Genomic DNA, 11,390 nt, shown 5'->3' with positions numbered 1-11,390 from the left:
ACCACAAGCACACGATGCTGGTATAGTCAGAGTACTAAATGTACGTTATTATCTAAATTTATTGTATTTTAATTTTTATTATTTAACTAAAGATATTATACTATGATTAGAACGCTCTATCAAGTAGGTAACAGACGCAATTCATCTCCCACCTTAGAGGTCGGAGTCTTCTTGCTGTAAAAGAAGAAATGTGTATTCAGAATCCTATCGTAAAGGGACAGTATGAGACTGCGGCAATCAGAATTTCTATAGAGTTTTTATTTCTTTCATGATATAATTTTCATATAAACTGACGATTCGGGATCTGTACCTTTTCATCAGCAAGGAGGGATACTATGAGAGTTCATTTAACACCTTTTCTTAAAAGAATGACTAATTACTTTTTCAGTATTTTGCTCATTAGTAGTTTATTGTCTATTTCCGTTTTTTCCCCAACAACTGTACATGCTGCATCGAAAGTTAAACTGAACAAAACAAATATCACTCTCGTAAAAGGCAAGCAATCTAAATTAAAAGTCAAAGGAACAACAAAAAAGGTCAAGTGGTGTTCTAGCAATAAAAAAGTTGCAAAAGTGAACACCAATGGCACTGTAAAAGGCGTAAAACCTGGTACTTGTTACATTTACGCTAAAGTAAATAAGAAAAAACTTAAATGTAAAGTAACTGTAATGACGCAAAAAAGCTTTAATGCAAAGCAGTTTTATCTTTTCGTTCGTAAAAAGGGTAAGAAAGGGAAAAATAATACACGAATACTTTCCAGAGAAATCCTTTATCCAACAGATGAATTGCATATGACTTATATTGTGGCATATCCTCAGGTTGGAAAGATAAGTTTTATGTATAATTTTTATCCTTGTAACCAGAATGCTAACTATAAGACAACTATAACTATGAATATAATATCTGGGCAGGAGGGAACCGTTTTCTCTAAAATTTCCAATTGGAATCCTAGCTCTACTGTAGAATCAACTGGAACGATTACAATGAACTATGATGGAAAAAGTAAAGGATTTTCCTATACAAAAATAAACTCACATTTTGAGGCAGATTATGAAGAAGATAATTACGATTATATTGGACCACCTTCTTCTATAGATATTCCTTCTTTTCTTTCGAGTATAAACGATACCTTTAGTTCCTGTAACAAACTTATGAAAAAATATGGTTATAGCATGAAAAAAATAGGATTTACGAAATGGAAATTCTGATTGAACAAAATCGCTGCGCAATGGCTTGCGAAAGCTATGTGCAGCGATTTTTGTTTATAAAAATAAAAAAAGCAGTGACAAAAACATCCTACTTCAACATTGTTTCTTTCACAATTGTTGATTTTATTATGGAGGTTAATTACTATGCATGAAAAGAGAAGCTATCTCCCTGTTGTCCTTTCCCGCTCTGAGATGGAGGCCATCATTGATTCCACCTTTAACTTGAAACACAAAGCTATGATTGCTCTTATGTTAGACATTTTTATAATCGGCAGTTACCTGAATATTCGCCAGAATGTGGTCCTCTGCTCTGATTATAGGTTTCTCTACAGAGGTGTCTCCTTGCCTGCGGCAAATCAGAATCTAAAGCTTCGCTATTATTTCCCGCTTATATGCAAGGAATTCATCTGTGAGGTAAAAATCCTCCGCCCGTGGTTTCTTTTCTTTAATGATGATCTCATCTCGAATTTCTCCAGGCTTTCCATTGAGAATATAAATTCTGTCTGAAAGAAGGATTGCCTCATCAATATCATGTGTTATAAAAATTGTAGATAACTCAATATGCTGCATAACTTCAAGATACCATCTATGAATTGCTGTTTTCGTAATGGTATCCAGTGCACTAAATGGTTCATCAAGAAGTGCAACTCCATTGGAAGAAAGATATGTTCTAAGCAGAGCTGCTCTCTGGCGCATACCTCCAGACAACTGGGAAGGATATTGATACTCTGTTCCTTCAAGTCCAAAGTCTTCGAAATACGTCTGTGCTTTTTTTCTTGCTTCTTTTTTGCTCATTCCATGAAGAACCAACGGTAATGCCGTGTTGTCGATTATTTTTTTATGTGGAAAAAGTAAATCTTTCTGGAGCATATAACTAATCTGTCCTGGCCTAGAAGTAATATCTTCACCATTAAGCAATACCCTTCCCTCCTCTGGAGTTGTCAGTCCAGAAAGGACATGGAAAAGAGTTGTCTTTCCAGAACCGCTGACTCCGAGAAGTGAAATAAGTTCTCCTTTATGCAATTCGATATTAATATCTTTGATTATAGTTCTCCCACTATATTTTTTTGTAATATGTTCAGCCTTTAAAAGAACCATTATATTATCCTTTCTCTAATAATTTGCCACAGACAAAGTTGACGAAAAGCGAATCGCCATATAGCCATATCTGTGATTTTCGTCGCGGCGCGTTGAATATTCGCTTATACGCTCATATCCAACACTTGCTCCCAGACCACAGATATGGCTATATGGCGATTCGCTTTTCTGTCTTTGGCGGCTCGTCTGTCTGTTCGCCCATCCCTGCAAATTATTTAGGAAGATAGTCGTTTGAGAAACCTTTTCCTGTGAGGTCTTTTGTAGTCAGTTTATTCTCTGCGAGCCATTTGTAGAAGTTATTCCATCTTGTCTCGTCAATAACTCCCCAGTTGTCTGCATCTGCTACATACTGTTTAGAAAGCCATTCCTGACTCTTATATACTAAGTCTTCAGAACCTTTTAAGGAACCTGTGTCATCTCCTGCGATAAGAAGGTCTGCTGCTTTCTTTGGATTATCAATCGCGTACTGGTATCCTTTTTTGGTTGCTGCAAGGAATGCTTTTGCCTCATCTGGTGAATTCTTTAAGAAGTCATTGTTTGCGATCATAACTGGTGTGTAGTAATCAAATACAGAGTCGATATCTTTGAAGTTCCAGTAGTCACAGTCAACGCCTTCTACTTCTGCGTTGATTCCACCCCATCCGTAGAATACCCAGATAGCGTCTGTCTGGTTTGCTTTTAATGCAGCTGGTTCATCTGTGATGTTGTTAGGGATTAATTTTACTTTACTGAAGTCTGCTCCCTCATCTTTCATAACTGTTTTTAAAGTAGCCTGCTCGATTGGAGATTCCCATGTGGAATAAGTCTTTTCTTCAAGTCCTTTCGGGCTGGAAATTCCATCTCCCTTTCTGGAAATGATTCCTGATGTATTATGCTGAATCAGTCCTGCAACGGCTGTAATTCCAAGTGGGTTATCGGAATCAAATGCGGCTGCCATTGTATCCTGTGCTTCGATGGCGAACTGAGCCTGACCAGATGCGCACATGGTTGCTGCTCCATTTTCCGGTGGCTGTACGATTTCAACATCAAGCCCGGCATCTTCGTAATAACCAAGTGCCTTTGCTGCGTAAATTCCTGTGTGGTTTGTATTTGGAGTCCAGTCAAGGCAGAATGTTACTTTTGTAAGCTCCTTTTTACCTGCTTCTGTACTTGCACTCTCGCTCTTTGTGCTAGAAGAACCACATGCAGTTACAGATAATAACATTACTGCACTCAAAGTTCCTGCAACAATTTTTTTCCAGTTTAACTTTCTCATAATTTCCTCCTGTAAATTTTCAGATACTATTTGTACAAAATCACATAGATTCTTTTAGATATTATTATATATGCCCATATGGATTCTTTTGGATGCTATTATATATCCATATAGATTACTTTGAATGTGATTTTAATATAGGATATTTTAAATATCCAAATATATCTTTTTTTATTCCAAAGCTTCCTTTTTCTCCACTCTCACCCACGGCAGAGAGAGTGTTTTGATGAGATTGACCGCTCCCATTAAAAGAAGACTGATAATGACAATAAAAATAATAACTGCAAACATTTTATCAAAAGCATATGCCTTTGAAACTCTTGTCATGTAAACACCAAGTCCCTCAAATCCCCCGAGCCATTCAGAAATAACCGCTCCTACAACTGCGTAAGAAGCAGAAATCTTTAAACCGGAAAAGAACTGCGGCAATGCAGTCGGAAACTTCACATGGAAAAATATCTGTATTTTGGTTGCTCCCATTGCCCGCATGAGATCAATGGAATCCTTATCCACGCTCTTGTACCCGTCAAGCAAGCCTACTGTAATTGGGAAAAAAGTTGTGATTACAACAAGAGTAATTTTCGGTGCCATGTAAAATCCCATCCACAGCACAAGCAATGGTGCGATAGCGATTGTCGGAATCGTCTGTGTGATAATCAGAATCGGATACAACGCCTTGTTAAGTATCTGAAAATGATCCATTAATGTCGCCATAACAAATGCTAAACCAACACCGATACACAGTCCGTAAAAGGCTTCCTGCAACGTAACACTGGCATGTTCTAATATCGTTGGCAAATCAGTCACTAATGCTTTTATCACCTGCACGGGAGAAGGCAGCATGTATGCCGGAACTGCCCCACTCTGGCATAAAAACTGCCAGAGCAGAATCAGAAGGCATAATGCTACTACTGCTGGAAGCTTACTGGTGATGCTTTGTAACCTTTTTGTCAATGGTCAGCACGTCTCCTTCCGCCTTGTAAGAAATCTTAACATAAGTGTTCATTGCTTTGCATCCTGCTTTTGCTGCCACTAACTGGCAGTTCTTTACGATTTCCATTAAAGTATCATAATCGCCTTCAATTGATGTCTCACATGGTCCTACATAATAGTTTAATCCTGTGGATTTGATGTAATCAATGACCTCGTCTACGATACGGATTACTTCTTCTTCATCCTGTACAGATGGTAAAACCTGAATTGCTACACTTGCATTCATTCTTCATTCCTCCATATAATTTGTATAAATTTTGTATAAATATTGTATTTATGCCGCATAAAAAGTCTGCTATTCTTTTCTGATCTGCAATCTGCCATTGGCTATATCTAAAAAAGAATTTATGTCTTCTTATTAAAAGTTCCTGCAGATAAAAAAGAAAAAGGCCAGCAAATAATGCTGACGCTGCTTTTAAAATCTTCCTGATAAACTTTTTATTGAAAGTTCTTTTGCAAACTCTTCCACGCTGGCATTATCCAAACAGGTTCAAGGGTCTAAGGCACAACCTTACTCTCAGCTTCCTAAAAACGACAAGCTCCCCTGGAGCGTGTTTGAAAAATCATTCCAGCAACCTGCACATCGCAATTTGCAGAAAGCATTTTTCAAACACGCTCTGGTCTTATATTGAACTTTTTACAGTATAAAACAAATTTCAGAAAAAAACAAGAGTAAAACTCTTGCGTTATTTAATAAAACAATGGTATAATCTTTACTTTAGTAAGCTAAAGGGGGACTGTACTAATGCTAAAAACAATAGAAGCCGTTAACAGCGCTGTTAACAACTTTATCTGGGGTATTCCAGCAATGGTCTGTATCATTGGTGTTGGACTTTATCTCAGTTTTCGAACAGGATTCATTCAGATTCGAAAGTTTCCTTACTCTATCAAAAATACTTTAGGACGGATTTTTGATAAATCAGAAGCTGCGGATGGATCAATCACTCCGTTTCAGGCGGTATGTACCGCACTTGCCGGAACCGTTGGAACGGGAAATATTGCCGGTGTAGCCGGTGCAATCACGATTGGCGGACCAGGCGCCGTTTTCTGGATGTGGATATCCGCCCTTCTTGGAATGTGTACCAAATATTCTGAAGTAACACTCGCTGTACACTTCCGTGAAAAAAACTCACAGGGTGACTGGGTTGGCGGTCCAATGTACTATATCAAAAATGGACTTTCCAAACACTGGCACTGGCTTGCTTTTCTCTTTTCCCTTTTCGGTGTTCTGACCGTATTTGGTACAGGAAATGCAACACAGGTCAACACAATCGTAACTGCAATTGATTCACTGATGCTCAACTTTAACCTTGCTTCATCAGGCAGTCTTTCTACCATCAACCTTGTAATCGGTATTGTTATTGCTATCGCTGTTGCCTTAATTCTTATCGGTGGTATCCGCCGAATCGGAAAAGTAACAGAAACTTTAGTTCCATTTATGGCGCTGCTTTACATCCTTCTCGGACTTGGTGTTGTTATTTTAAACATACAGCAGATACCGGCTGTATTCCAGTCTATTTTTGAAGGAGCATTTCATCCGGCAGCATTTACCGGTGGAATGGTAGGGACTTTATTCACCAGTATGAAAAAGGGTGTATCACGAGGTATTTTCTCTAACGAAGCGGGTCTTGGTACCGGCTCCATCGCTCACGCAACAGCAGATACCTCCCAGCCTGTAAAACAGGGATTATTCGGTATCTTTGAAGTATTTACAGATACAATCGTTATCTGTACACTGACCGCCTTAATTATTTTATGCAGCGGCATTAATGTTCCTTACGGACAAACAGCCGGTGCTGAACTGACCATTCAGGGCTTCACTGCAACTTATGGCGGATGGGTATCCATCTTTACAGCCATTGCACTTTGCTGTTTCGCATTCTCCACTACAATCGGATGGGGACTTTACGGCTCTCGCTGCATCGAATTCCTTTTTGGGACAAAAACAATTCGTCCGTTTATGATTGTCTACTCACTTGTTGCGATTCTCGGAGCAACGGTAGACTTGGGATTATTATGGAGTATCGCAGAAACATTTAACGGACTTATGTCCATACCGAACTTGATTGCTGTATTCCTCTTATCGGGAACAGTTGTAAAGCTCACCAAAGAATATTTCGGAGCAAAAAAAGCCTGATTTACCGAGCTGGCGAAGCAGACGAACTCAGGGAGATAAATAAAGCATATTTGTGGCCTTGGAGCAAGGTTTGGATGCGAGCGCGTAAAGCGAGCATTCAAACCGCAGCGACTAAAGTCACAAATATGCTTTATTTATCTCCCTGAGTTCTGCTCATTGGCAGCTCGGGAAATCAGTTGGAGAGATTTGAGGAAGAAGACAGAAGTTCAAGAATGCCCCACTGATACTGATTTATATCTACAGAAAGGCTATTTTTTATGAAAAAAACATTTTTCTCCCACGATAAAAATTTTTACGCAGCATTATTTCCGCTGCTTATTATTATTTCATTGCAGAACCTTATTTCTTATAGCGTGAATATGGCCGATAACATCATGCTTGGAGCGTACAGTCAGAATGCTCTTTCTGGTGCGTCGTTGGTAAATCAGGTATTTTTCCTTATCCAACAGGCGGCAGTTGTTATCGGTGATGGGCTGGTTGTTATTGCCTCGCAATATTGGGGACAGAAACGGATGGAACCAATCCGGCAGATTACGGGAATAGTTTTAAAGATTGCATTTTGTCTGGGAATCTTTTTGATTCTTTTATGTTCACTGTTTTCAGGCGCAATTTTAGGATTTTTTACGTCTGATACGGCGATTTTGTCTGAGGCAGGAAGTTATTTGCAGATTATAAAGTATACATTTCTTTTGTATCTTGTGACACAGGTGCTTCTGTCTGCGCTTCGCAGTGTGGAGACGGTACGAATTGCATTTGTGATATCGTGTGTTTCTTTAGTCGTAAATGTAAGTATTAACTATACTTTGATTTACGGGCGATTTGGCTTCCCTAAATTAGGAATCAGAGGTGCAGCGATTGGTACAATGATATCGAGATGTTTAGAATTCCTTATTGTATTTATTTATGTGATAAAAATAGATAAAAAGTTAAAGTTATTTTCAGACAAGGCAGTATTTCACATTGATAAATTATTGCGTTCGGATTATGTGAAAGTGGCTGTTCCTGTCTTCATATCCGGCATGTTATGGGCGATTTCCGTACCGATGCAGACAGCGATTCTCGGGCATTTGAGTTCCGATGCAATCGCGGCAAATTCTGTTGCAAGTACATTTTATCAGTATATGAAAGTTGTTGTACTTGCTATGTCCTCTGCTTCTTCCGTTATGATGGGTAAGGCAGTCGGCAAGGGAGATTTGGACGAGGTAAAAGCTGCGGCAAGAACACTTTCTGTACTTGATGTAGGCATTGGAATAATTCTTGGTGCCGTTCTTTATTTCACAAAAGATTTCCTTTTGGCACAGTATACATTAAGTCCGACAGCAGCTCAACTTGCAGAACAGCTCATTATCATTATGGCAATAGTTATGGTTGGTATGGCATACCAGATGCCTGTTGGTTCTGGAATCATCCGTGGTGCAGGGGATACAAAGTTTTCACTCTATGTCAATATGATCAGTACCTGGGGCATTGTACTTCCACTGTCTCTCTCCGCTGCTTTTTGGTGGAAATGGCCGATTCCTGCGGTAGTGATCTGCCTGCAGTCTGACCAGATATTTAAGGGACTTCCGATTTTCTTGAGATTCCGAAGCTATAAATGGATTCACAAGTTAACAAGAGATAAATAGTGATTTGTAGGGAGGAGGAACAAACAGACCAACCCGCAGCGACGAAAATCACAAATATAGGTTTCTCTTTCTCGTGGCGTCTGTTTGGCCTGCAGTAACTCAGATTTTCAATACTTCCATTTTGAGGATTCCATCTGCACCTCAATTTAATACGCTTATATTTCTTTAGTCTTTATGATTTTTCTTCTCCGGTTCTTTTTACAGAACCTCAATTTCAAGAACATTCTGCCAACCGGCATAAAAATACTGTTGAGAATTTTTTCCAACAGGCTGTGATTTGATTTTCTGGTTTCTATTCGTTGGTACTGGAGCAAATGCCGCCAAAGACAGCTTCCTTGCCTGTGCTAATTACTATTTATCCCAAATTTTTTTAGGTCTACTTTCCCGTTCTTTACCTCTACGCCGTCTTCCTCCAAGCGTTTCGCCTGCTCTCCTTCTCCGCCAAATGCAAATGCTCCTGCGAGTTCTCCTTTAGAGTTTACAACACGAAAACATGGGATATTTTCTGGATCAGGGTTTTTGTGGAGGGCATTACCGACTGCTCGTGACATTTTCGGATTTCCAGCCATTGCCGCTACCTGTCCATAAGTTGCAACGTGTCCTTTTGGAATCTTTTTTACTGCCTCATAGATTCTCTTTGTCGGGCTGTCTGTTACAATATCGTAACTTTCTGTAATCATTCGTTTCACTTCTTTTTCCGGTATCGTTCCGTCAAGGATAAGCGTATTCCAATACTTTTTATTCTGGTGATACCCCGGAATAACTGATGAATACACCTCTCTCCAGAAGTCTCTCCACTCTGGCTCTACTTTCACATTCAAATGAATGAATCCATCCTTTTCATAAACCCACAGAAATGCTTTCTTACTTCCCTTCACCCGTACAAGCTGCCAGTTCTGATCACGAAATGGTGCTTCTACATAGGTATTCGCAAAGGATAAACCATATTTTATTGCTTCTTCTCTTGTATTCATAAACTTCTCCAATGTTTTTTCTTATCTGGCAGTCTGCGGATTATCTCGCTCTGCGGGCATAATACTTGAGCGAATCCAGTCTCCCTTACCTGCTGCGACCTCCTATTTTATCTTAAAAGCCGCTTTACCATTCTGTTTCACATTATATAATGCTACGTCAGCACTTCTGCACAACGAGATAAAGTCTTCTCCCTGTTCAGGGAATGCCGCGCCTCCGGCACTGGCTGACAAATATACCTGCTCACCTGTTGCAAGAGTCAAATCTTCAATCATTTTCTGGAATTTTTCCATATAAATATATACAGATTCTTTTGTAACATCTTTTAGATAAACCACGAATTCATCTCCACCATATCTGCCAAGTATACTTCCTTCCGGGAAACATTCCTGTATTGCTTTGGCGAAGTGTTTCAGGCATAAATCTCCGTTATTATGTCCGTAGGTGTCGTTATAGGATTTAAAGTTATCTACATCAATAAATATGAAAAATCCCGGTTCTTTTTTACGGATTTGTTCTTCTAATTCTACCTGAAATGCTCTGCGGTTTAGGATTCCTGTCAGGGCGTCTGTGCTTGATAAGCCTATATAACGTTTCTTTTCTTTTTTCTCCATAAGATAATCAGAATCAATCATAATAACCCCGGTATCAAAATATTTTTGCTCGGATTTTTTTCCATTGATAAGGGAATTCAAAGTCCCTATTCCCAGATATCCCATCTGGTCTTGTTTTTGCATTAAGGAAACTCCTCGATAATCCGAGTCTTTAATAAACTGTTTTGTCTCCTCTGCCATATCAAATCCGACCATAACAATATCCGTTCGTTTTTGTTTTGTAAGTGTCTTTGCTATCCCCACTGTAGATGTATTATTACATCCATAAATTCCCTTTATATTCTCATTTTTCTTCAATAATTTCGCTGCATCCGACTCTGCTTTTTTCACATCCCCGCCATTTAAAGCAATATCTTTTGTAATCTCCCATTTTGTTGGTGCGTATTTTGCCCAGTAATCTAAGAATCCCGAAACCCGATTTACCATCGCCTGTGAAGCATCTGACGACAACAAGATTCCAACCTCTAATGATTCCTGCGGAGAATTGCCTGTATCATGCAGCATCGTAAGCATTTCTTTCGCTGCCATCTCCCCCGCATCTATGTTGTCAGTCATGTAGCAGACATCAAATTCTGTACTGTTAATCGAAGAATCAATTAAAACAACTGGAATCTTTTTCTTTCTAACTTTCTCACAGCTATCTACCAGTGAATTCGAATTTGCCGGGGCCAGCAGGATACCATCTGCACCTTCTTTCACAGCTTTCTCTAAATTTAATAATTATAGCACACATACAGAGGGACAACAAGAACGCGGAACTTTATCTACAGGTACAAGACCCATAGAAAATTACTTACTCGCGATTGCCACGTTTTTTAAAATCCTCGTCAATGCGCTTTTTCCAGTTTGAACCCAGTGGTACACTGCATCGGACAGCACTGATTGCCTCACTGATCACTTCATAATTTAGAGCAGTTCCCTCGCTGTCACATTGATAGTTAACTGCTCTGTCCTCATCAATGCCAAATAAACTGGCTGTCTCCACAGCATCAATATTGGCTCCAAGGAATAGAAACTCCCAGCCATATTTTATTTTCTGCCGCTCAATCATCTGTTTCACTTTATTGCTACTATAATAGCGGCTGGCATTCTCCATTCCATCCGTTGTGATAACAAACATTGTATGTTCCGGAATGTCTTCCTGTCTTGCATACTTATGAATATTTCCAATATGATGTATCGCTCCGCCAATAGCATCTAACAATGCTGTACATCCCCGAACCATATAATCGTGATCGGTCAGGGGCTGGATGTCCTTTACATTTATGCGGTCATGCAGAACTTCACTTACATTGTCAAACAATATCGTAGAAACCAATGCTTCGCCATCTGCATTTTTCTGCTGATTAATCATAGAATTAAATCCTCCGATTGTATCTTGCTCCAGTCCACTCATAGATCCACTACGATCAAGGATAAAAACGATTTCTGTTAAATTCTTTCTCATTATACCTTACCTCCTGAAAATCTCGCTATTAGGTTTACTGT

11 protein-coding genes are annotated in these 11,390 nt (G+C 39.3%); 3 read left to right on the top strand and 8 right to left on the bottom strand.

All coding sequences use genetic code 11. The annotated features are described in order from the left end of the window. The first annotated feature begins 335 nt into the window (after positions 1-335). The gene (locus EUBHAL_RS14955) at positions 336-1,208 is read left to right on the top strand and encodes an Ig-like domain-containing protein (RefSeq protein WP_005350008.1); all 873 of its coding nucleotides are present in this window, start codon (positions 336-338) and stop codon (positions 1,206-1,208) included. Positions 1,209-1,571: 363 nt separating this feature from the next. Here EUBHAL_RS14955 and EUBHAL_RS11755 read toward each other — a convergent pair whose 3' ends face one another. From EUBHAL_RS11755 to EUBHAL_RS17320, 5 genes are all read right to left on the bottom strand, one after another. After that, positions 1,572-2,306, bottom strand: coding sequence for an ABC transporter ATP-binding protein (locus EUBHAL_RS11755; protein ID WP_005350006.1), 735 nt, complete (start codon positions 2,304-2,306; stop codon positions 1,572-1,574). A 211-nt stretch (positions 2,307-2,517) separates the two neighbouring features. Beyond that, a complete protein-coding gene (locus EUBHAL_RS11750; protein WP_005350005.1) occupies positions 2,518-3,561 on the bottom strand; it encodes an ABC transporter substrate-binding protein in 1,044 nt (347 codons plus the stop codon). Positions 3,562-3,732: 171 nt separating this feature from the next. Continuing rightward, positions 3,733-4,515 carry an ABC transporter permease gene (locus EUBHAL_RS11745; RefSeq protein WP_044923293.1) on the bottom strand — a complete coding sequence of 261 codons (783 nt, stop codon included), beginning with the start codon at positions 4,513-4,515 and terminating at the stop codon, positions 3,733-3,735. Further along, the gene (locus EUBHAL_RS11740) at positions 4,484-4,780 is read right to left on the bottom strand and encodes a thiamine-binding protein (RefSeq protein ID WP_005350001.1); all 297 of its coding nucleotides are present in this window, start codon (positions 4,778-4,780) and stop codon (positions 4,484-4,486) included. Before EUBHAL_RS11740 ends, EUBHAL_RS11745 begins: the two co-directional genes overlap by 32 nt. Positions 4,781-5,079: 299 nt before the next feature. After that, positions 5,080-5,157, bottom strand: a complete 78-nt coding sequence (locus EUBHAL_RS17320) for a DUF6783 domain-containing protein (RefSeq protein WP_370775369.1) — start codon at positions 5,155-5,157, stop codon at positions 5,080-5,082. Positions 5,158-5,299: 142 nt separating this feature from the next. Between EUBHAL_RS17320 and EUBHAL_RS11735 the strand changes: the two genes are divergently transcribed. Then, a complete protein-coding gene (locus tag EUBHAL_RS11735; RefSeq protein WP_005349998.1) occupies positions 5,300-6,691 on the top strand; it encodes an alanine/glycine:cation symporter family protein in 1,392 nt (463 codons plus the stop codon). A 257-nt stretch (positions 6,692-6,948) separates the two neighbouring features. After that, a complete protein-coding gene (locus EUBHAL_RS11730; RefSeq protein ID WP_005349995.1) occupies positions 6,949-8,316 on the top strand; it encodes an MATE family efflux transporter in 1,368 nt (455 codons plus the stop codon). Between the two features lie 344 nt (positions 8,317-8,660). On the opposite strand, the gene EUBHAL_RS11725 is transcribed toward EUBHAL_RS11730, so the two are convergent. From EUBHAL_RS11725 to EUBHAL_RS11710, 3 genes are all read right to left on the bottom strand, one after another. Continuing rightward, positions 8,661-9,290: a methylated-DNA--[protein]-cysteine S-methyltransferase gene (locus EUBHAL_RS11725; RefSeq protein WP_005349990.1), complete on the bottom strand. Its 630-nt coding sequence runs from the start codon at positions 9,288-9,290 to the stop codon at positions 8,661-8,663. A gap of 102 nt (positions 9,291-9,392) precedes the next feature. Next, entirely contained in the window at positions 9,393-10,601 is a 1,209-nt protein-coding gene (locus EUBHAL_RS16560; RefSeq protein ID WP_005349988.1) for a diguanylate cyclase domain-containing protein, read from the bottom strand. A 94-nt stretch (positions 10,602-10,695) separates the two neighbouring features. Next, the gene (locus tag EUBHAL_RS11710; RefSeq protein ID WP_005349986.1) at positions 10,696-11,349 is read right to left on the bottom strand and encodes a vWA domain-containing protein; all 654 of its coding nucleotides are present in this window, start codon (positions 11,347-11,349) and stop codon (positions 10,696-10,698) included. Positions 11,350-11,390: the final 41 nt, after the last annotated feature.

This window comes from Anaerobutyricum hallii DSM 3353, assembly GCF_000173975.1.
Classification (GTDB): Bacteria; Bacillota; Clostridia; order Lachnospirales; family Lachnospiraceae; genus Anaerobutyricum; species Anaerobutyricum hallii.
Note: the sequence above shows the minus strand (reverse complement) of the source record. Positions and strands in the feature narration are given on the sequence as shown.

What these genes read in the sequence shown, in the direction of transcription:
- EUBHAL_RS11710 (WP_005349986.1), bottom strand. Translation starts at nt 11,349, where the DNA reads ATGAGAAAGAATTTAACAGAAATCGTTTTTATCCTTGATCGTAGTGGA.
- EUBHAL_RS11750 (WP_005350005.1), bottom strand. Translation starts at nt 3,561, where the DNA reads ATGAGAAAGTTAAACTGGAAAAAAATTGTTGCAGGAACTTTGAGTGCA.
- EUBHAL_RS11740 (WP_005350001.1), bottom strand. Translation starts at nt 4,780, where the DNA reads ATGAATGCAAGTGTAGCAATTCAGGTTTTACCATCTGTACAGGATGAA.
- EUBHAL_RS17320 (WP_370775369.1), bottom strand. Translation starts at nt 5,157, where the DNA reads ATGCTTTCTGCAAATTGCGATGTGCAGGTTGCTGGAATGATTTTTCAA.
- EUBHAL_RS11755 (WP_005350006.1), bottom strand. Translation starts at nt 2,306, where the DNA reads ATGGTTCTTTTAAAGGCTGAACATATTACAAAAAAATATAGTGGGAGA.
- EUBHAL_RS14955 (WP_005350008.1), top strand. Translation starts at nt 336, where the DNA reads ATGAGAGTTCATTTAACACCTTTTCTTAAAAGAATGACTAATTACTTT.
- EUBHAL_RS11725 (WP_005349990.1), bottom strand. Translation starts at nt 9,290, where the DNA reads ATGAATACAAGAGAAGAAGCAATAAAATATGGTTTATCCTTTGCGAAT.
- EUBHAL_RS11735 (WP_005349998.1), top strand. Translation starts at nt 5,300, where the DNA reads ATGCTAAAAACAATAGAAGCCGTTAACAGCGCTGTTAACAACTTTATC.
- EUBHAL_RS11730 (WP_005349995.1), top strand. Translation starts at nt 6,949, where the DNA reads ATGAAAAAAACATTTTTCTCCCACGATAAAAATTTTTACGCAGCATTA.